Annotated in this window: 15 protein-coding genes and 3 pseudogenes; 8 read left to right on the top strand and 10 right to left on the bottom strand. The window is 61.2% G+C overall.

Annotation, left to right across the window (positions count from 1 at the left end):
• Positions 1–249: 249 nt before the first annotated feature.
• From QQA02_RS04445 to merA, 3 genes are all read right to left on the bottom strand, one after another.
• Complete coding sequence (locus tag QQA02_RS04445) at positions 250–1,206, bottom strand: cytochrome c biogenesis CcdA family protein (protein WP_284863412.1); 957 nt, start codon at positions 1,204–1,206, stop codon at positions 250–252.
• A complete protein-coding gene (locus QQA02_RS04440; RefSeq protein ID WP_078056919.1) occupies positions 1,203–1,685 on the bottom strand; it encodes a TlpA family protein disulfide reductase in 483 nt (160 codons plus the stop codon). The genes QQA02_RS04445 and QQA02_RS04440 overlap by 4 nt, the downstream gene beginning before the upstream one ends.
• Before the next feature lie 228 nt (positions 1,686–1,913).
• Positions 1,914–3,338 (bottom strand): mercury(II) reductase, encoded by a 1,425-nt coding sequence (gene merA, locus QQA02_RS04435; RefSeq protein WP_284863411.1) that lies wholly within the window; start codon positions 3,336–3,338, stop codon positions 1,914–1,916.
• A gap of 108 nt (positions 3,339–3,446) precedes the next feature.
• On the opposite strand from merA, the gene QQA02_RS04430 reads away from it, so the two are divergent.
• From QQA02_RS04430 to QQA02_RS04420, 4 genes and pseudogenes are all read left to right on the top strand, one after another.
• Positions 3,447–3,836 (top strand): heavy metal-responsive transcriptional regulator, encoded by a 390-nt coding sequence (locus QQA02_RS04430; RefSeq protein ID WP_004601215.1) that lies wholly within the window; start codon positions 3,447–3,449, stop codon positions 3,834–3,836.
• Between the two features lie 289 nt (positions 3,837–4,125).
• Positions 4,126–4,837, top strand: a pseudogene (locus QQA02_RS04425) (IS6 family transposase).
• 156 nt (positions 4,838–4,993) lie between these two features.
• On the top strand, positions 4,994–5,338 hold the full coding sequence (locus QQA02_RS11660; RefSeq protein ID WP_049358518.1) for a pentapeptide repeat-containing protein: 345 nt from the start codon (positions 4,994–4,996) through the stop codon (positions 5,336–5,338).
• A gap of 217 nt (positions 5,339–5,555) precedes the next feature.
• Positions 5,556–6,267, top strand: a pseudogene (locus QQA02_RS04420) (IS6 family transposase).
• 674 nt (positions 6,268–6,941) lie between these two features.
• Here the strand turns inward: QQA02_RS04420 and QQA02_RS04415 are convergent.
• From QQA02_RS04415 to QQA02_RS04400, 4 genes are all read right to left on the bottom strand, one after another.
• Entirely contained in the window at positions 6,942–7,805 is an 864-nt protein-coding gene (locus QQA02_RS04415) for a coiled-coil domain-containing protein (protein ID WP_284863409.1), read from the bottom strand.
• Positions 7,781–8,239, bottom strand: coding sequence for a plasmid recombination protein (locus tag QQA02_RS04410; protein ID WP_284863408.1), 459 nt, complete (start codon positions 8,237–8,239; stop codon positions 7,781–7,783). Before QQA02_RS04410 ends, QQA02_RS04415 begins: the two co-directional genes overlap by 25 nt.
• A gap of 1,546 nt (positions 8,240–9,785) precedes the next feature.
• A complete protein-coding gene (locus QQA02_RS04405) occupies positions 9,786–10,055 on the bottom strand; it encodes a hypothetical protein (protein WP_049181627.1) in 270 nt (89 codons plus the stop codon).
• A 171-nt stretch (positions 10,056–10,226) separates the two neighbouring features.
• The gene (locus QQA02_RS04400; RefSeq protein ID WP_024058948.1) at positions 10,227–10,535 is read right to left on the bottom strand and encodes a helix-turn-helix domain-containing protein; all 309 of its coding nucleotides are present in this window, start codon (positions 10,533–10,535) and stop codon (positions 10,227–10,229) included.
• 2,206 nt (positions 10,536–12,741) lie between these two features.
• On the opposite strand from QQA02_RS04400, the gene erm reads away from it, so the two are divergent.
• Both erm and QQA02_RS04390 read left to right on the top strand, forming a co-directional pair.
• Positions 12,742–13,596 carry a 23S ribosomal RNA methyltransferase Erm gene (erm, locus tag QQA02_RS04395; RefSeq protein WP_016456425.1) on the top strand — a complete coding sequence of 285 codons (855 nt, stop codon included), beginning with the start codon at positions 12,742–12,744 and terminating at the stop codon, positions 13,594–13,596.
• Between the two features lie 47 nt (positions 13,597–13,643).
• Complete coding sequence (locus QQA02_RS04390; RefSeq protein WP_016456424.1) at positions 13,644–13,820, top strand: hypothetical protein; 177 nt, start codon at positions 13,644–13,646, stop codon at positions 13,818–13,820.
• A gap of 62 nt (positions 13,821–13,882) precedes the next feature.
• Here the strand turns inward: QQA02_RS04390 and QQA02_RS11655 are convergent.
• The 3 genes and pseudogenes from QQA02_RS11655 to QQA02_RS04380 all read right to left on the bottom strand — a co-directional run.
• Positions 13,883–14,020 (bottom strand): annotated as a pseudogene (locus QQA02_RS11655) (type IIL restriction-modification enzyme MmeI); the annotation flags it as partial.
• A 717-nt stretch (positions 14,021–14,737) separates the two neighbouring features.
• The gene (locus QQA02_RS04385; RefSeq protein ID WP_284863407.1) at positions 14,738–17,074 is read right to left on the bottom strand and encodes an ABC transporter permease; all 2,337 of its coding nucleotides are present in this window, start codon (positions 17,072–17,074) and stop codon (positions 14,738–14,740) included.
• A gap of 34 nt (positions 17,075–17,108) precedes the next feature.
• Positions 17,109–17,798, bottom strand: a complete 690-nt coding sequence (locus tag QQA02_RS04380; protein ID WP_284863406.1) for an ABC transporter ATP-binding protein — start codon at positions 17,796–17,798, stop codon at positions 17,109–17,111.
• Positions 17,799–18,210: 412 nt separating this feature from the next.
• Between QQA02_RS04380 and QQA02_RS04375 the strand changes: the two genes are divergently transcribed.
• Together QQA02_RS04375 and QQA02_RS04370 are read left to right on the top strand one after the other, a co-directional pair.
• Entirely contained in the window at positions 18,211–19,116 is a 906-nt protein-coding gene (locus tag QQA02_RS04375) for a sensor histidine kinase (protein ID WP_284863405.1), read from the top strand.
• Positions 19,109–19,786: a response regulator gene (locus QQA02_RS04370; RefSeq protein ID WP_284863403.1), complete on the top strand. Its 678-nt coding sequence runs from the start codon at positions 19,109–19,111 to the stop codon at positions 19,784–19,786. The genes QQA02_RS04375 and QQA02_RS04370 overlap by 8 nt, the downstream gene beginning before the upstream one ends.
• Positions 19,787–20,010 lie beyond the last annotated feature (224 nt).

Here is a 20,010-nt window from a genome sequence, read left to right as displayed (position 1 = left end):
CCACCAACGTCACGGTCGAGTACAACTAGTGGGTGTCACTGTGGCTTTCCGAAGTCCACCACACTGACGTTCCCGTCATTGCGGGGGGCGGTACAGAGGGCTCCTGACGGATTGCCCGAAGTCCTCTGCACGAATTGACTTCCGGCCTGATGCCGCTGTACCAACCTGTCCTGATAGGCGGGCGCCTCGTTTGCCAGAAGATGGGCAAGGTTCCCTCTCCCCCCTTGCTTTTTGGGAGTCCTCGGCCAGCTACGGGATCGTGCCTGGCCGGTCCTCGGTCGAGTTGTTGTCCGGAGTTGGTGTGCAGCAGTCGGGTTCCCCGCTTTGCCCGGGGCCCTCGCCTGTGGGCGGCGTTCCCTGTCTGATGCGCAGTCTCCTGCGCCGGTTGAGGGCGGCCAATGCCGATGCGAGCACCACGGCTGCGGCGAGGGCTGCGATCAGGGTGCTGTTGTCGCTGATCCAGGCGCTGGCGGCGGCTGACCATACGGCGAGGCTGTTGGCCTGTGCGGTTCCGCCGGTGGCGGCGGGATACCAATACCAGCTGAGGTAGGCGCCGGTTATGGTGAGGATGAAGGCGGCGATGCGGTTGCTGTGCTTGGCCAGGCCGGTGATTCTTCGCCCGAGGGCGGCCCCGGCGATGGCCGTGCCTGCCGAAACGAGCATCAGGACAGCGGCCGAGCCTGCGGCGTAGGCGGCGAAGACCGCGAGCAGCCCGGCGTAGCTGGCGACGGCCTGGGCTTGGGCGATCACGGCCAGGAGCACCCCGAGGGTGCAGCCGAGGGATGCTGCGGCGTATCCGACCCCGAAAGCCACCATGCGCCCGGTTTTGTGACCTGCCCCTGCGGCTTCTTGTGTGCGGGGTTTCGTGGCCCAGGCCGGCAGACGGAGCCGTGGTGTGAGTCCGGTGAGCATGGCCAGGCCCAGCAGGAGAAGGATCACCCCGGTGGCCATTCCCAGCCAGGGCGCTGCGCTGATCAGGGTCCTGGCGCCCGCGCTGACGATCAGCCCGAAGGCTGCCAGGGTCCCGGCGAAGCCGAGGCTGAGCGCGAGCCCGGCCCGGAGCCCGTGGGCCAGACGCAGCGCGAGCGGGCGCGTCCAGGCGTCCCCGATGGTCTGGGCTATCCAGGCGGGCAGGAGGGCGAAACCGCAGGGATTGACCGGGGCAATCATTCCAGCGGCGAAGGCCAGGGCAAGCAGGGCTGTCATTGGGCGCCGGCCTTGGTGAGTTCTTCTTGGATCTTTTCCGCAGACGGGTCGGTGGCCCGGAAGGTAACGTCGCCCTTCGCGTCGACCACCACCAGGGTGCTTATGGAGGTGACCTTGTACCGGGTGGTCAGTGTGGCCCCGGTGTCGATGACGGCAGGGAGCTCAGGGGCCTTGATGTAATCGCGGAATCCGTTGATGGTCTCCTTCGGTTCTCGGGGGTCCACGTCCACCAGGAGGTAGTCGGCCGAGCTTCCCAGGGCCGTGGAGGCCTTGTTCAGGGAATCGGCCCCTTCCACACACTCACCGCATCCGACAGAGAAGAAGAACAGTGCTGCGGGCTTACCGTCCGGGATGGTCCGGGTAGTGCCGTCAATGTCGGAGACCGTAACAGCAACGGCACCGGCCGCGTCGGGCGACGAACCGCCTGGCGCGGCCGACGGGCCGCTCGGTGAGCTGGCGCAGGCGGTTGTCAGTGCCATGACCGCTGCCAGAAACAGGGCGGAGGCGAGGTGCCTGGGCCGGGGAACGGACAGAGAACGGCGGGATCTCGGGTATGTCATGGTGTCTGGTGGTTCCTTCCAGGAATGGGGATGGGGACTCAGGCGGTGCCGTGGTCGGTGCGGTGGTGCTCGGGGGACAACAGATAGGTGAGGGCCTGGTCGGTGGCGGTCATGGCATTCCTTTGCTTCGGTAGTGGGGGCTGCAGCTCAGGCGCAGCAGGAGAGCTTGGAGACGTCGGTGGTGAAGGCCTTGGCGGCGCTCCTGATGCCCTCGGCCATCGTCAGGTAGGGGCTCCAGGCGGCGGCGACCTGCGCGGTGGTCATGCCCGCTTCGAGGATGTAGACGCCGGCGGCGGCGATTTCCCCGGCGTCCTTGGCCACCGCGGAGAGGCCCAGGATCCGTCCGGTGTCGCGGTCCGCGACAACCTTGATGAAGCCGCGGGTGTCGCGGTTGACCACGGCTCGCGGCACGTACTCCAGGGGGAGGACCCGGCACTCGCAGCTGATCCCGGCGGCGACAGCTTCCTTTTCCGTCATCCCGACCGCCCCGATGGCGGGACTGGTGAAGGTGACCCGGGGCAGGTGCCGGTAGTCGACCTCGGCCAGGGCATCGGTGAACGCATTGTCCACGGCCAGGGCGCCGTGGGCCGCTGCGACGTAAACGAACTCCCGATGACCGGTCGCGTCCCCGGCGGCCCAAACCCGCGGGTTGGACGTGGCCAGGCGGGAATCGACCACGATCTCGCCGGATGCGCCGGTCTTCACCCCGACGGCGTCAAGATCCAGTCCCTCGGTCACCGGGCGGCGGCCCAGTGCCACGAGGATGTGGGAAGCGCGGAACACCTCCTCGCCCCCGGCCACGTTTGCCGTCACCGAGACCCCGTCCGGGCCGGAGGCCACGGAGTCGGCCATGGCCCGCCGGACCACCCGGATCCCCTCGTCGGCGAACACCCCCGCCAACGCCTTGGATGCCTCCGGTTCCTCCTGCGAGGCCAACCGGGAACGGACCAGCATGGTCACCCGGGAGCCAAGCCGGGAGAAAAGCTGTGCCATCTCCAGGGCAACATAGCCTCCGCCCAGGATCAGCATTGATTCGGGCACCTCGTCCAGTTCCATCGCCGTCGTCGAGGTCAGGTACCCGGCCTCGGCCAGTCCGGGAACGGGGGGCACGTAGGGTGCGGAGCCAGTGGCCACGAGGTAGTGCCCGGCCTCGATCGTTCTCACTGCACCATCCGGGGAGATCACCCGGAGCAGCGGTGCGTCCTGGGTTCCGGTGAACGACGCGTCCCCCGAGATCATCGTCCACCCGTAGTCCGCGGCCAGATCGACATACTTCTCCGTGCGCATGCTTTCAACCAGCGCGGCCTTGCCCTGAATCAGGGCCGGCATGTCCACCGGGCCCGCCGAGGCCGCCACCCCAGGGAAGCGGGCCGAATCCAACGCCACGTGGCGGGCCTCCGCGGCAGCCAGGAGCGCCTTCGACGGGACGCAGCCCGTGTTCACGCATGTCCCGCCCACGGTGCCGCGCTCCACCATCACGACGCGCTTGCCCAGCCCGGTGGCCCGGATCGCGGCCGCAAACGCTCCGCCGCCGGAACCAATAATCGCCAGATCGAACTTTTCGTTTGTCATTCCAGATGTCTCTTCCCTGTGGTTCAAAAGTTCCTATGGAACCATTGTGAACCTTCCAGTACAATGGAAGGTCAAGTGTGGTGGCCATTGGAAGGGGAATTGGCGAACATGAGGATCGGACAGCTTGCGGAAGCAACCGGAACCACGACCAAGACCCTGCGGTTCTACGAGGAGTCGGGGCTGCTCCCTCCGGCCGAGCGATTGGCCTCCGGCTATCGGGACTACGCCGAGGATGCCGTGGGTCGGGTCGGGTTCATCCACCGGGGCCAGGCCGCCGGGCTGACCCTCGCCCAGATCCGCCAGATCCTCGACATCCGCGACGGCGGCCAGGCGCCCTGCGAGCACGTGCGCGACCTGCTTGACGTGCGCCTCGCTGAGATCGAGCAGCAGATCGCGCAGCTCTCCGTGCTGCGCGACACTATCGCGGACCTCAGACAGGACGCCGCACACCCGGACCCTGAAACGTGCAGCACCGATCAAGTGTGTAGGTACTTGTAATCCAATTGGGCACACCTCCTTAGCAACCACGCTATGCGAGAGTTGCAGCTCGACGAGAGCCAGGATGACAGGATTAACCGCCAGGAGCTATCTATAAATAGGGACTATTTCTTACCTGGAAGTAACATTTTGGCGGTTGAGGATAATACCTTTGGTGCATTTTGAGCCAAAAGCTTCTTGGCCTCTGGACTGACAGTTGCCACCACAGCACTCGCAACCAAAACTGAGCCTATAAGGTGCTGTTGCAAAGTTGGGGCAGTAGAAAGACCGGCGTGAAATAATCAGAGCCATGGGCATCTTCTCCGGTCGGCATTTCCCCCCGTGAAATCATCCTGTGGGCAATGCGGTGGTACTGCCGCTACGGCGTGAGCTACCGCGATCTCGAAGAGATGATGACCGAGCGGGGTGTGCCAGTCGATCACACCACGATCTACCGCTGGGTGCAGAAATACGCCCCTGAGCTGGATAAGCAAACTCGCTGGTACCGGCAGGTACACGACTGGCAGGCCCGGTCCTGGCGGGTGGATGAGACCTATATCCGGGTCGGCGGCAGGTGGTGCTATCTCTACCGGGCTATTACCGCCGGTGGGCAGACCTTAGACTTCTACCTCTCACCAAAACGGAATGTGGCTGCGGCCAAGCGTTTCCTGGCCAAGACGCTGCGATCGAATACGACAGCCGGGTTCCCGCGGGTGATCAACACCGATAAAGCACCCTCCCTGGCCAGGGCAATCGCCGAGTTGAAGTCAGAGGGAATCTGCCCGCAGACCGTGGAACACCGGCAGGTGAAATACCTCAATAACGTCATTGAAGGAGATCATGGGCGGCTGAAACGGATCCTGGGACCGAAGGGGGCGTTCAAAAACCGGACGTCTGCCTACCGGACGTTGAAAGGGATGGAAGCGATGCATTCATTGCGGAAAGGTCAGGGCACGATGTTTGCTTATGGGCACCCCAATCCGGACGCGGTGATCGTCAACCGGGCCTTCGAGACGGCCTGAGAACGCCGGCACGCAGCGGCCATCAGGAAATGAGAAACTGGGTCGTCTCGGCTCTCCGCCCAACTTTGCAACAGCACCGTTGTAACCACCCACTGTCTTGGCTACCAAGGCCGTTGCCCGCAATGGATTATCAATTCACCGCAGATTAAATAGCAAATGTACAAAACGATGCCTCAATCGTGGGCCACGGAGCTCGCTGGGAAAGACATTTCCGGGAAAGATATGTCCAACTATGACCTGACGGATATCAATCTCGAAGGAAGCATATGCAAAGGATGCTCGTTTCGCGGCTCCATGGTGGCATGGGCTAACTTGAAATCGGCAGATTTCACCGACGCAGATTTTACGAACGCAATTCTTAGCGAGTCAGACCTTCGTGGAGCGACATTAACGCGCGCGAATTTTACGAACGCATATCTGGTACCTGTTACCGCCAGTCCAAGGCAATTCTCTGAATGTACAGGTTTGGATGCAAGTAATGCGATACTTTATAGCCCCTGATTGCGCCTACATGAATTCCGTTCAAGCCCTACGGTGTATCGGGCGTTGAAAAACGCATAGCTACCGCGATGGGGCGGGTGAATATACGCCCCACAGTACATGCCGTATGTTTAGGCATATGGCACGGCATACGCTTTAGCATATGTCCGCCCATATGTAGTCCGGTGCTGTTGCAAAGTTGGGGCAGTAGAAAGACCGGCGTGAAATAATCAGAGCCATGGGCATCTTCTCCGGTCGGCATTTCCCCCCGTGAAATCATCCTGTGGGCAATGCGGTGGTACTGCCGCTACGGCGTGAGCTACCGCGATCTCGAAGAGATGATGACCGAGCGGGGCGTGCCGGTCGATCACACCACGATCTACCGCTGGATCCAGAAATACGCCCCTGAGCTGGATAAGCAAACTCGCTGGTACCGGCAGGTACACGACTGGCAGGCCCGGTCCTGGCGGGTGGATGAGACCTATATCCGGGTCGGGGGAAAGTGGTGCTACCTCTATCGGGCCATCACCGCGGGCGGGCATACCCTGGATTTTTACCTGTCCCCAAAGCGTAATGTCGCCGCAGCGAAGCGTTTCCTGGCCAAGACCCTGAGGTCGAACACGATAACCGGGTTCCCGCGGGTGATCAACACCGATAAAGCACCCTCCCTGGCCAGGGCAATCGCCGAGTTGAAGTCAGAGGGAATCTGCCCGCAGACCGTGGAACACCGGCAGGTGAAATACCTCAATAACGTCATTGAAGGAGATCATGGGCGGCTGAAACGGATCCTCGGACCGAAGGGGGCGTTCAAAAACCGGACCTCGGCGTACCGGACGTTGAAAGGGATGGAAGCGATGCACTCATTACGGAAAGGCCAGGGCGCGATGTTTGCCTACGAGCAACCGAACCCGGATGCGGTGATCGTCAGCCGGGTGTTCGAGGCTGCCTGAGAACGCCGACCCGCAGCGAGCATCAGAGGATGAAGACTGGGTCGTCACGGCTCTCCGCCTGAAGTTTGCAACAGCACCAAGGCGCCGTTCGGACGTCGTAGGGGAATAGCGGTGGTGCAGCTCTAGGTGCACTGACATTTCACGGTGTATTTCACACGCCGCTTTGTTGCACATCACCCGTGCTGTTTCGTTGTGCGGTGCAGTGGCACATTGACTGGCTCTTCTGCTGCGCAATTCGCTGCGCTGCGTAGTGTCTGCGACATTTCATTAACACGTTGATTGCACTGTGTATTGGGCAGCCATTTCATCGACACGTTTACTGCGCAATCAAATGCCCTGTCACTTTAATGACACGCGAATTGGGCAATAAAGTGGCTCGCCAGTCTATTGACACCCTTACTGCGCAACAGAATGACAACGACATTCTGCCGGCCCTTCTGCGGGCGTCTCTTCTGCACAGCACATGCACCGTCGTGCACGCCGACGTGCTGCGCACTATCTCCGCCACTTAATAGGTCAATTCGCTGCGCAGCGTAGTGACACTTGGCCCCGCTTAGCCGAGATTTCTTCGATTTTCGCCGAATCTCAGCGGTTTAACCGCAGCCGATGGCCTACGACGCCGACGGCACCCTATTAGGCCCGCAGAAGGCCGTACAGGGCAGGGGAGAGCAGTGCTACAACTCCATACCGCCATCACGATCACGCTGCTGTTGCTGCTGGCGGCGCTTCTCGATGCGCTCGCGTGCACGCTGCTGCGCCCCGCCCTTCTTGCCTGAGGTCTGCGACTGCCTGAACAGCGTGTAACGCTCAAGCAACTCTGGGCTGCGATGCAGTTCTTGCACCAGGAACTTCTTATCCAAGTGCTCCAACTGTTGTCCTGACTTCACCGCTTCTTCGATGATGATGGCGGCTTCATCTTCGGTGTCCGTGTGCGCGTTGCGGCGGATCTGATCAGCCTCAACGCGGGCATCCTTGCGCGTTACTGCAGCGTCGCGTGTGGCCTCGTCGCGGATGCTCGTGGCCTCATCTCGTGCTTCACTGCGGATCGTCTCGGCGTCGCGCTCAGCCTGCTTACGGGCCTCGTCGGTCTTGCGAGTGATCGTCTCTGCTTCGCTGCGAGCTGCGGCTGTAATCTCGCCCGCCTTGGCCCGCGCAGTCTCTTCGGCTCGTTCGAGCAGCTCGTCTGCTTGCGCTTCGGCAAGGCCCATGGTCTGCTCAGCTTCTTGCTCGGCCTTCTCGCGTGCTTCTTTGAGCACGCGTTCGGCCACTGCGCGGGCCTGTTCTTCAGCGTTCTCCAGCACACCTTGCGCTGCTTCACGGTCCGCCTTGGCCTGTTCCAGTTCTTTTGCTGCTTGCTCACGGTCACGCTCGATCGCGTCCATGTCGCGCTGCACGGATCGCTTCTTGACTTCCACATCATCCTCACGTTTCGCAAGGTCGCGCTCCCGGTCTTGTTGCTCGGTGTAGCGGTCGAGGTTCAGTGACTCGTCGTGTCGTTCGGAGACTTCTAGCTCTACCGGGTAACCGAGCGCGTGCATGTGCTCCCGGAGTCCGCGTTGCGCGTCGATGAACTTTTGATTACCCGATATCTGCTTGCCCTTCTTCGGGTCGTCTTTGTACCGCACCGTGGGTCTGTGTTGTACGCGATGCCAGGGCGGCAACACAGCGTACCGGGCTTGTCCGGATGAGGGGAGAGGGTGTCCGCCTGAAACTGGATGTGTGGCGTCGATTCGTCGAAGTTCATGTCCCCGCCGGCGACTGCGTCGATACCGCCGGGAATGAAGTTCTCGGCGAGCCAACGCATTGACTCTTCGGGGTACTTCTTTGCTTCTTCGTAGTCGCGGGCGACATAGCGCGGACGTTTCACTTCGCGCCCGTCCACCTCACTGGTGTAGTAGTCGGGGATCTCCTTGCACATCGACTTCGGCAGATACACGACGAACAGCGACGTCTCGAAACTGTTCTTCTGCACGCGCACTCCGTCCATCCGAGGCATCTCAGGCCGCCAAAGGGCCGTACAGCCGTGGCCTCAGGGCAGTCTTATCGAGTCGCGGCGCTGCACATTTGCATCAGCAGCTGCCGCTGGATCTGCTGCGAGCCTGCCGCTCGCGAAACACACGTCGCTGGCGGTGTCCGTTACATGCGCTTGCGCGCATATGACCGCCGCGAGCGTGATACGTCTGCACCGATACTGTGTCTGTAGCACGGGCCGATATGGAGTGTGTTACTCGGACCCGTGTCGTTGACCCCCGCAGCAGCATCAACACCGCCTAGCGGCGGATAGCTCGCTGCGGGATTTGGAACACCCTGCAATGACCGCCTGACGGCGGTGCCAGAGTGCAGGGTGGAGCTGTGCGCACCACGTAAACGATGTCGGTCTTGCCGTTCGGTTCGACGCCGTGGCACGTTCGCAAGCTCACGTTGCACACGGCGTGCGCGATGACGCGGGAAGACGCCGCAAGCGGCGTTTCCACCCGTCATCGGCCCTTACTTTAAGACCGACATACAACGACTGACGCCGTATGTGGTGCGCACAGCGTGGCGACCTGCAGGTTTTGCGTAGGCACCATGTGCGCTTCGCGCATCAACGGGCCGTTTCGGGTAAGGGTCGAAGACCGCATAAAGACCCGAAACACGCAGGTCGCAGCCCCCTTCTGTGTCAAAACCCCTATGAGTTTGTCGTTATAGGGGTAGAAGGGGGAAAAGGGCATAAGGGGGTGCGACGCCTCCGCTGCGCTCCGGCGCTCGGCATAGCCGAGGCACTGCACCGGGTATTACTACTCGCTGGCGCTCGCATAACCCGGTGCCCGGCGCTGGCGCGCCGCCCCTTACAGCCCCAGACTCAGACCTCGCTCGCTCGGTCTGGCTGGTGCTGTCTTGCCCTCCGCTGCGCTCCGGTCAAGATGCCCAATAGTGCAGCTGGCGCTGCACCTTGTGTGATGACCCATGCTTTACATCACGACACTGCTGGCAATCCGATATACCCCGTCGATATATATTCGGATATGCCAGCATCGATGTGTCGTGTTTGGGTCATCACGAAACGCTCCATCACGGCAAGCCTGCCGAGATGGATATTGGCGTTTCTACCGACGCGGCATCATGCGGCGTCCGCCGCATATCACTTGCCGTCGCGGTCACAACTTCAGCAACATGACTGTTGCTGAAATCTGCTCTGTCCGCGCTGCTGTCTTTGCTGCACCCACGGCCACAGCTACCGGCATATCTCGTCGCGCACGACACCATGCCTGCTGCGGCCGCGCATCACAGCAGCACGACATACCGCCAGCCATGTGGCGGATGATCCAGGCGACGGGGCAGACGTGTATATGCCCCGTCGCCGATACCGGCGCAAGCATCGTGACAGTGTCACGTGTAGCGGCGCCGCAGCCACCCGCACACACGCGAAAACCCCGCCCTTGCGAGCGGGGTGTGTGGCGACATCAAACGTGACGGCTGTACGTCGTCACGCCGCGTGGCCGTACACACATGAGGTGATTGCGTGTACGGCTAAAGGGTTAATCGGGTACAACTTCTAGATGCCGCTTCGGCTTACTGCCCTCGGTGCTCTCAGGCGTGTCGCCGTCACCGTTCTCAGGTGTATCGCTGTCCCCTTCGGTGCTGGCGGACTTGTCACCGTCGAGATTCACCTCGAACTCTTCGGCATACTTGCGCAACTGCGCAAGGCGCTCCTTTGTCGCTTTGTGTGCACGGCGCGCCTCGTTCACGGTATCTTTTGCTTGCTGCTCATCGCGCAGCGCTGCTGCGTAATCGTCTCTGAAAGACATGGTTTGTTCTCCTTGGTTGAATGAACTGTTTATTTGGACTCGGGGCACGACGGTGGAGCGCGCGTGTGTAGTAGCACGGCCATCACCCATCAGCCCTCGCACTCAGTTCAAGACCCAGCCTGACTAGCTGAGCTAAGCGGCGGGATCTCGTCGTAGGCGGGTTTGTCCGCATTAGTGCTTCACACCGCCCAGCACCGTGACGAGCTGCTGGCGCTGCTCATCTGTCAGTTGGGGCGCTGCATTCACGACGGCATCGACGAAGCCGTCGAATAGCTGCGGGGCAGGGCGGCGTGCGGCCGCGAGGTAGGCGTCGAGATCGTCTTGGCGAATCCGATAGGCGGTGCCGAAACGGTGGAATGAAAGACGGCCCTCTTTAATAGCTTTTCGCAACGTGGACTCGGAGCCGACGCCGAGATCGGCGAGTTCCTGCAGCGTGTAAAAGCGTGGCGCGACGGCGGTAGTCGTGTCCTTTTCGGACATAGAAAAACGCTCCTGGGCAGATTGATCTGTCCCGGAGCGGGGTGCTTTACCGGCTTGCTATTCAGGCGGCTTGGAGTGCCGTGCTCAACTCGCTAGAACGGTGGTCTGCCGTCCCATCGCTTTACGGGAGCGCTTACTCCCTACCTGACCGCTTTTGTGGTTGGCAATGCCGTTGCCGACCGGTCTATCTCGTCGGAGGAACCGCGCCTATCACGGTCGAGAGGCTGTCTCTTTATGAATTATCCTCGGGGTTATCCCCCGTATGCGGCTGGCTAAACCAAAAACGAATTAAAACGCCACATACGGTCTGGGGGCCATCGTACGGAACTTATGCGTCGCGCACAATAGCCTGCGACCTAATCTTTACGAATCGAACCGAGCACGTTTCTACACGCCACGTGGCACGGCTGGGGTGTTGTGGTGGGGCAGCTGTTGTGTGGCGGCATGGTGACACGCAAGGGGCGCGCCTTTTTGTGACCTGTGACACGTCTATAGTGTGCTCGTTTCGTAGTTTTGACCTCGTTTCGTAATTTGCCGATCAAAATACGAAAAAATTACGAAACGCTCTACCTGCGGTTTCGTAGAACTACGAAAATCGGAAAACCAAATTACGAAACACGCGATAACGCTGTGACCTGCACAGACACGTCACATTTCGGGGATGTTTCGTAATTTTGCGGCATTTCGACCCAAACCTTTTAAGGGAGAGACACAGACACACATTACGGGCACATGTCTACGACATAGACCGTCCTCATTGAGGGCACGCTGCAGGGGTTGTAGCTATGTGACACGGCCGGGATGCTGCGTCACGGTGACACGCAAGGGGCGCGCCTTTTTATGACCTGTGACACGTCTGTAGCGCGCTCGTTTCGTAGTTTTGACCTCGTTTCGTAATTTGCCGATCAAGATACGAAAAAATTACGAAACGCTCTACCTGCGGTTTCGTGATTTCCGCAAACGAAAAGAACAAAACTACGAAACACGCGATAGCGCTGTGACCTGCATAGACACGTCACATTTCGGGGATGTTTCGTAATTTTGCGGTATTTCGACCCAAACCTTTTAAGAGAGAGGCACAGACACGCATTGCAGGCACATGTCTACGACACAGAGCGTCCTCGTTGAGGGCACGCTGCAGGGGTTGCAGCTATGTGACACGGCCGGGATACTGCCACGCTGCAACACGTCCGTGGCGCGCCGTTGTGTGACACGCAACACAGGTGTTGTGTGTTCGTTTCGTAGTTTTGACCTCGTTTCGTAATTCGCCGATCAAAATACGAAAAAATTACGAAACGCTCTACCTGCGGTTTCGTGATTTCCGCAAACGAAAAGAACAAAACTACGAAACACGCGATAACGCTGTGACCTGCATAGACACGTCACATTTCGGCGGTGTTTCGTAATTTTGCGGTATTTCGACCCAAACCTTTTAAGAGAGAGACACAGACACGCATTGCAGGCACATGTCTACGACACAGAGCGTCCTCGTTGAGGGCACGCTGCAGGGGTTGCAGCTATGTGACACGGGACACAATCGCAATCAAGGTGTCTCTTCTTATTTAGATTTTCTTCAAAAAGTGGAAAAATTACGAAACGAAAACCATTTACGCTGCTCAACGTATGTTTTTGTGTTTCGTAGTTTTGTTCTTTTCGTTTACGAGATTACGAAATGACCCGCAAATACCTACCGTGACCTGCGGTGATGTGTTTCGTATTTTTCTGCGTAATTTCACGTCGCCCGAAGCAGACACCCTGCCGTGTGCTTGCTGCAGGGCTGCGGCCGTCCCTCCATGTGGAGCGTCAGTGTCGATGCTGTAACTTAAACGTACATACATTTGTGGCGCTCTCGTTACGTGTCTGTGCATTGCCGAGCTCTTTACTGTTGTGTGTGGGCGCGCAGCCGTAGTGTCCGTGCCACTCCGAGTAGGGCGCGTCGTACCCCAAACCCATGTTCAATTAAATTCCAATCCAGAGAGGTCTTGCACTGTTGCGGTGCGGTTGTCTTCTTTCTCACCGTATTGGACCCTGCGAAATTAATTGGATACGATAGGCCCATGTTGATTTCAGGTTCCGTTTTCATGCGGCCGCTCACCAGCCGCTAAGGCGGTTTTCTCCCTCCCGCAGGTTAGAAACCGCTCCGGTCCTTTAGCCGGGCGGCCATTTGCCATGCCCGGCTCCGTTTCAACTCCACGGAGCACACATGATGTCTACATACGGATACGGCCGTCACGAACATGGCCAAAATTTTCTCACAGACCACAAGATCATCAACTCCATCGTCGATCTTGTAAAACAAACCTCCGGCCCCATCATTGAGATCGGGCCAGGAAGCGGTGCCCTCACTCACCCGATATCCCACTTGGGGAGGGCAATAACGGCAGTTGAGGTAGACGCAAAACTAGCTGCCAAACTCACAAAAAAGACCGCCTCGGCGTCGGTCGAAGTGGTCCATGATGATTTCCTCAACTTCCCGTTACCCGCCACTCCCTGCGTCATTGTGGGAAACATTCCCTTTCACCTCACCACTGCCATTCTTCGAAAGTTGTTGCATGCGCCGGCATGGACTGCCGCTGTACTCCTCATGCAGTGGGAAGTCGCTCGCCGCCGGGCCGGGGTAGGTGCAAGCACGATGATGACAGCTCAGTGGTCCCCATGGTTCACGTTTCACCTTGGTTCCCGAGTACCAAGGTCTGCTTTCCGGCCACAGCCAAACGTTGACGGGGGGATCTTAGTGATCCGCCGGGTGGGTGACCCGAAGATCCCGATAGAGCAACGCAAAGCCTTTCAGGCGATGGTGCACACCGTTTTCACCGCCCGGGGACGCGGGATAGGGGAAATTCTCCGAAGGGCAGGGTTGTTTTCATCACGTTCAGAGACACAATCATGGTTGCGCTCGCGAGGAATCGACCCCGCAACCCTACCTCCCAGATTGCACACCAGCGACTGGATCGATCTCTTCCAGGTGACTGGTTCCTCTTCACCGCGCCATCGGCCCATTTCACAATCGGGAAGTAGTCAACGCCCTCCTCAACGGAAAAATCGAGGCCGGCGGCGGTAATCCCCCCACCACCAAAACCGAAATCCACCAGTAGTAGTGAACGACCCATGTTCGTCTACCGTGAGCCGCGTTATGGCAGTGACGTGTTCTCGTCGGGCACAGTCATAGTTCCCGGCGTTGCCAGCGACAGGGTTCTACACCCAGCAGCGGGACCGATCAAAATCACCCGCACGGGGAACGACCCTGCTGGTGGTTTCGATTTTGATGAAAGCGAGGAGACATAGCCCCTCGCCAACTCCCCGTAGCTGGCGAACAGTAGCTCCTGGCGCTGGCGCTCGTTGGTGAGTTTGCGTGCCACATCGAAAGCCTTATCGACTTCCCGGTCCAAGTTGTTGTGGGCCTTGAGCAGAATTGGGTCCATCGATAACGGGTTGTAGTGCTCCGCGAGTGACCGCTGGGGGTGCCGCTCGCGTGCCCGCAGCACCAACTGTCCAGCGTCGATGATTCGCTGCTGCGCCTTCTCATCTAGTTCACACAGAGCTGGTCCGCAGTTGTAGCTCCCGATGTACTCCGAAAAACGGAAAAAATGAATAGTGGGGATACATCAACCTTCCACTTTCCATTCTTCCGGCTCAGAGTATTGAGGGGTCTGGGACCGGGTCCGTAAACCCTTTATGTTTTTCGCGCACAGCGGTTCTTAGCGACGCACCCTATAGGTTTTCCGCAGAACCTATATGTGTTTCTGTGCACCCCCATATGTTGTCTGTTTCTAGCGGTATTTCGTTGTACTTTGCGCATCGAATAGTTATTTATCGACGACACTCCGTCGAGTTCAAGTTCAACGTCTAAGTAGTGGTCCGCTTGAGCGCATGCACCAGATCGATGGGGCGGCAGACCCGACGAGTGCGGGGCCAGAACGGCCGACTAAACCGGAGGATCCTTTACCGCGGAGTCCTCTGACCCAGGCCGTTTCCCTGACGCCGGGGTCATGCCGGTTTCGCGAGGGGGGTTACTCAGCGGCAATTTTGAGCTATCCCTCTCCGAAACGCAACTCCGCCTCACTACCCGAGGGTGCTCGGGCCTCCCGACACTCTTCTAGCGTCGATGCCCCGTGCCGAGGATGACGGCGGCGAGAATCGCGGGCGACGGTGAAGATCGAGGCGATGGTGATCTGGGGCTTCGTGGCCCCGGTGCGGCGTCCTTATTCGGCGTTGGCTAGTGCGGCGATCGGGGGGATGGAGGCTGCGCGCCGGGCGGGTACAGCTGAGGCAAGGAGTCCGGCCGGGATGCTGGCGACGAGGACGCCCAGCACAGCCAGCCAGGGTAAGGCGGGAACGACTTCTATCTGTTCCCCGGACACGAAAGAACTCACCCCGCCGATGCCGAACGCGATGCCGAACGCGACGCCGAGGACCGTCGCGGTGCACGTGGTGAGTAAGGCCTCGGCGCGGATCATGCGTTGCACCTGAGCCCGTCGCGAACCGAGCGCCCGAAGCAGCCCAATCTCGCGGGTTCGCTCCAAAACCGAGAGCGACAGGGTGTTGGCCATGCTGACGAGGACGATGAGGATGACGGCCCCCAGTAGCGCGGTGGTGCCCACGCTCACCTGGCGCAGCTTCTCGTCGATCTCGGCTCGCATGACCAGCGGGCTGTCTATCCGGACGTCCGGGCCGGCGAGGCGAGTGATCGCGTCGACGGCCTCCTGCGGGTCGGCATCGGAAACGAGGCGGACCCACAGGCCGGGGGAGCTTTCGTTCTGGATGCGGGCGAGGTCATCGGGCGTAACGATGCCCATGCCGGGCGCGTTTGGGACGATGACCGCGGTTAGATCGAGGCTTTTTTTCTGCCGCATCAGGTGGACGACGTCGCCGTTCTCGGCGCCCGCCGCGCTGGGCAGTTGGATGGTCCCTGGACGCGGTTTGGGCACACCGTTCGGATTTCGCATCACAGCGGGTAGCTGCGAGGTCCAGCCGACGATGCTGAGTTGCTGGGTTCGCCCACCCATGGTTGCGTCCAGCGTGGCCCCGTCGACGGTAGCGATGGCCGCCACTTGAGGCATGGCGTCGATCTGGGGTGTCAGGGTCGGACCGGATAACTCGACGATTATGTCGGTAGGCGTGTTCTGGTCAAGGGAGCGTCCCAGCGATGCCGACGCGGTGGCTGAGCCGACCAGGACGCTGGTGATGAGCATCATTCCTAACCAGACAGCCAGCGACACGGCACCCGTGCGTCGGGGATTGCTGCACAGGGTGGCAGCGGCGTCCCTGGCACTGGAGCCACCGAGGCGAGCCAACGTGGCGGCGCCGGCGGGGAAGATCACCGGTGCGGCGATGATCACCCCGACGGCGCTGATGACCCCGCCCAAGAAGGCCAAGGGTGCCAGTGACGCGAAGGCACTAACCGCCACGACAGTGAGTCCACCCAGTGCCATGGACACGCCAGCGATTCCACGGGTTCGGCCCGTGCGCGGTGCGGGGGACGGAGCAGGATCGCGTAGCGCCTCGATGGGTGCGACGCGGGTGGCCCTTCTGGCCGGAGGAACAGCCGCCAGAACGCAGGCCAGCACTCCCGTGACCAGTCCGAGCCCGATGGCAGCAGATGAGAATACGAAATGCATCGCCACGCCCACCGGAAGGGCCCCGATGATGAGGGCAGCCAGTAGGTGGCCGAGGATGAGCCCGGCCAGTGCACCCGCCACTCCCGTCACCAGGGCTTCGCGCATCAGTGATCGGAAGACCTGCTTGCGTGTTGCACCGAGACAGCGCAGTAGGGCCAGCTGGCGGGTTCGCTGGGTGGCCTTGATCGAGTACGTGTTCATGATGGCCACGAGCGCGGCCAGCAAGACGACGGCGGCCAGGACCCGGGCGGCAGTCCTTACGGTACGGGCGCCCACGGCGTAGTCGGACATGTGCCCCTCGACGTAGGCGGCACCCGGCTCTACCTGGACCTGACCCAAACTGTCGAGCTTCGCCTGTGCGGCGTCGGGATCTGACGTCGAGACGTGTAGTCGCGTGTACCCTTCCCTTGCACTCCACGACTGAACGCCGGCGGCGGTGCCGAACAACGTCGGCAGGGACTGTTCCTCGACGGCACCCGGTTCGGTGGTGGCGATGCCGACCACGTGCACGGTGTGCGATTCACCCGCCACGTCCTGCAGCTGTAGTTCCCCGCCGACCGGTGCGTTGAGCGGCTTCGAAGGCAGGGCGACGAAGAGGACCTCGTCCGCTGTCTGCGGTGCGCGCCCCTCCGTGATGGTGACACGGGCGGCGGGACCGAGGGTCTGGACGCCGACGGCATTTCCGCCCGCAGAGGAGACGAAAAGAATCTCGGCCAGCTGCCGGTCCACGGCATCGACACCGGGGGTGGCAGCCACTTGATCAGCGTCGGCGGGAGAAATGAGCGGGGAGCCATGGGCGGGTGTCACCACGAGGGACGCGCCGCCGGTAGCGGTGCGAACAGCCTCCTGCATACCGTTCGCGATTGCGGCGTTGGACAGGCCGATGAGGCAGACCAGCGCTGTGCTGATGAGAGTGGCCAACAAGACGGAGATCGAGGGCTTGGGACGAGGCATGTCAGGCGGCCATCCTGTCGTCGCTGATACGGCCGTCGGTTAGCTCTACGATGCGGTGGGCCCAGGCGCTGGCGGCCGGATCGTGGGTGACCATGACGACGGTCTGGCTCAGTTCCTCAGTACTGCGACGCAGGAATGACATGATCGTGTGGCTGGTGGCTTGATCCAGAGCGCCGGTGGGCTCGTCAGCGAAGATGACGCGGGGGCGCGTGATGAGGGCACGGGCGATGGCGACTCGCTGCTGCTGGCCACCGGACATCTCCGACGGCAGGTGGCCTAAACGCTCCTCGATGTCGAGCATTCGCACGACGCTTGCGAACCAGTCCTCGTCGACCGTTTTCTTCGCCAGACGCAGCGGCAGGCGGATGTTGTCGGCCGCGGTCATGTTCGGCAGAAGGTTGAACGATTGGAACACGAAGCTGATCTGATCGCGACGCACAAGGGTGAGGGCATCGTCGTCCAGGGCCGTGATCTCGGAGTCCCCGATGATTACCTGGCCACCGTCTGGACGATCCAGGCCGGCCGCACAGTGCATGAGTGTCGACTTGCCGGACCCCGACGGACCCATGATGGCGGTGAGCTGATTGGCGGCGATATCGAGGCTGACGTGGTCGACGGCGCGGACGGAGGAATCGCCGGAGCCGTAAGTGCGGACGAGGTCGACGACGCGCAGGGCAGGGTTCAACGTCATGTTTTCGACGCTAGGTCGCCGTCGCGCTGCGCCCATCGTGCCGTGGTATCCGATCCCGCTCCTACCCCGGTAGGATGCGGCGGCTGGAGCCCATTGGCGAGAATGGTGGAATGGAGCGAGTGCATCCGGTTATTTCGCGTCACCCGTTAGTGGCGGGTTGCGTCCTGTCGTTGCTTCTACTTCCTCTGGCCGTGGCCAGTCTGGAGACGAAGAACGAGACCACCGTGGACTGGCCCTACGTGCTGTGGGGGCTGGTGTTCGCCGCACCCTTCGTGTTCGTCGTCCGTCGCCCAGAGTGGACCTTAGGGCTGTTGGCAGTGCCGTTGGTTGCCCAGATAGTGGTCCTGGAAGAGGCAGTGACCGTGGATCTAGTGGTGCTGGTGGCCGTTGCCTTCCTCACTGCACTACGGCCGTGGCGGCAGGCGCGTTGGTGGGTGCTGGGGGCCTCGTCGTCCTCCTCGCCCTGGTCGTCGACTGGACGATCGAACTTGTCCGCTTCGACCTCAGCCAGCTTCTCTCCATCCTCGTCCTCTTCCTCGTCGTCGGTGGGCTCGTCCTCATGGCCGTGCTCTCCGGCAGGTTCGTGCAGGCGCAGCGGGATCGAGTCGCGGCCCTGCAGGAGACGACGGCCGCGCTGGTACGGGGACAGCAGCTCGCCGTCGAATTGGCGACCGAGCACGAGCGGGCCAGAATCGCCACGGACATGCACGATATCGTCGCCCACTCTCTGGCCGTGATCGTCGTGCAGACCGATGCGGCGGAACTGTTGCTTCGGCAACCTGATCCGGGAGCGACGCAGCTGAAGACGGCTCGTGAAGCAGTGGTCACCGCACACCAGGTCTCCGTGGAGGCATTGCGCGACACCCGGCAATTGGTGGGTGTACTGGGCGCCGAAGGGTCTGATCGTTCGCCCCAGCCCACCCTGGCCGGTTTGCCCGAATTCGTGGCCCGGCTCGATCCCCTCCATGATCGGTTCGACGTCGAGTCCACCGTCGACCTGAGCAAGGTTCCCGTGTCGCCACTGGCGCAGATGGCGTGCTGCCTGATTGTTCAGGAGGCGCTCACCAACGTTGTACGTCATGCAGATCCCAATGCCCATGCCACCGTGTCGCTGTGTACTCGGGGAGAGGAGCTGCAGGTGACGGTGACCGACTACGGCCCAACGCGTGAGCACCCGTCGGGCGAGGGTCATGGCCTGGCCAACATGGCGCAACGTGCGGCTAGTGTCGGCGGAACGTTCTCCGCGGGCCCATTTTCGGGCGGTGGGTTTCGCGTCCTGGCCACCGTGCCCCTGATGAAGCAGGCACGTCGTGACTGAGCGGCCCGGGATCCGTGTGCTCCTCGTCGACGACCAGGAACTCGTGCGCACAGGCCTGCGGCTGGTGCTTAACACGACTCCGGATATCCGAGTGGTAGGCGAGGCCGGGAATGGGCGCGAGGCCCTCGAGAAGTTGAAGGACGGACTGGCAGTCGACGTCGTCTGCATGGACGTGCGCATGCCCGAGATGGATGGCATCGCCTCCACGGAAGCGATTGTTGCTGCGGGACTGCCTGCCAAAGTGCTCGTCCTCACCACGTTCGACCTCGACGAGTACGTCTACGATGCCTTGGCCGTCGGTGCGTCCGGATTCCTGCTGAAGGATTGCGGTTCGGCGGAGCTGATGGCGGGGATCAGGACGATCGCCGCGGGAGAATCCGTCCTCGCCCCGACGGCGACGACGCGGCTCATCCGCCGGTTCCGTCCGCAGCTGCAGGAGCAGGAGCTCTCGCCGCGGCGGGAGGACGTGCTGGAGTTGTTGTCGCCCCGGGAGCTCGAGGTCCTGAAGGCTGTCGGCAGGGGCATGAAAAACCAGGAGATTGCCAGCACCCTCTACATGGCCGAGACCACCGTCAAGACTCATGTCGGGCACCTGCTGATGAAGCTGGACGCGCGGGACCGTGTGCAACTGGTGATTCTGGCACACGAGATCGGGGTGGTAGGCGAGTGAGAGTGATCTGTACTCTCACCGGTAAGCGGTTGCGCCGCCGAACGGCGTCGGGTCGCCGGCGCACCGGGGTCAGCCAGACGGAAAGCGACCATGGCACGCGGGTCGAGTTCAAGTTCAACGTCTAGGACCCACGCGTCCGGGGACTCACACGTCCCAGCTGAAGCCGGTGGCCGAGAGGTCACCGGCTTCAGTCGTCTTTGGGGTGGTGGTCGGGGCTTGTCCGT

This window comes from Corynebacterium sp. MSK006 (genome assembly GCF_030232385.1).
GTDB classification, from domain to species: Bacteria; Actinomycetota; Actinomycetes; order Mycobacteriales; family Mycobacteriaceae; genus Corynebacterium; species Corynebacterium frankenforstense_A.
Note: the sequence above shows the minus strand (reverse complement) of the source record. Positions and strands in the feature narration are given on the sequence as shown.

Bases quoted from the DNA above. Each gene is read 5' to 3' on its own strand.
- QQA02_RS04380 (WP_284863406.1), bottom strand. From the start codon at position 17,798: ATGACGTTGAACCCTGCCCTGCGCGTCGTCGACCTCGTCCGCACTTAC.
- QQA02_RS04405 (WP_049181627.1), bottom strand. From the start codon at position 10,055: ATGTCTTTCAGAGACGATTACGCAGCAGCGCTGCGCGATGAGCAGCAA.
- QQA02_RS04445 (WP_284863412.1), bottom strand. From the start codon at position 1,206: ATGACAGCCCTGCTTGCCCTGGCCTTCGCCGCTGGAATGATTGCCCCG.
- erm (WP_016456425.1), top strand. From the start codon at position 12,742: ATGTCTACATACGGATACGGCCGTCACGAACATGGCCAAAATTTTCTC.
- QQA02_RS04390 (WP_016456424.1), top strand. From the start codon at position 13,644: ATGTTCGTCTACCGTGAGCCGCGTTATGGCAGTGACGTGTTCTCGTCG.
- QQA02_RS04400 (WP_024058948.1), bottom strand. From the start codon at position 10,535: ATGTCCGAAAAGGACACGACTACCGCCGTCGCGCCACGCTTTTACACG.
- merA (WP_284863411.1), bottom strand. From the start codon at position 3,338: ATGACAAACGAAAAGTTCGATCTGGCGATTATTGGTTCCGGCGGCGGA.
- QQA02_RS04440 (WP_078056919.1), bottom strand. From the start codon at position 1,685: ATGGCACTGACAACCGCCTGCGCCAGCTCACCGAGCGGCCCGTCGGCC.
- QQA02_RS04430 (WP_004601215.1), top strand. From the start codon at position 3,447: ATGAGGATCGGACAGCTTGCGGAAGCAACCGGAACCACGACCAAGACC.
- QQA02_RS04415 (WP_284863409.1), bottom strand. From the start codon at position 7,805: ATGCACGCGCTCGGTTACCCGGTAGAGCTAGAAGTCTCCGAACGACAC.
- QQA02_RS11660 (WP_049358518.1), top strand. From the start codon at position 4,994: ATGTACAAAACGATGCCTCAATCGTGGGCCACGGAGCTCGCTGGGAAA.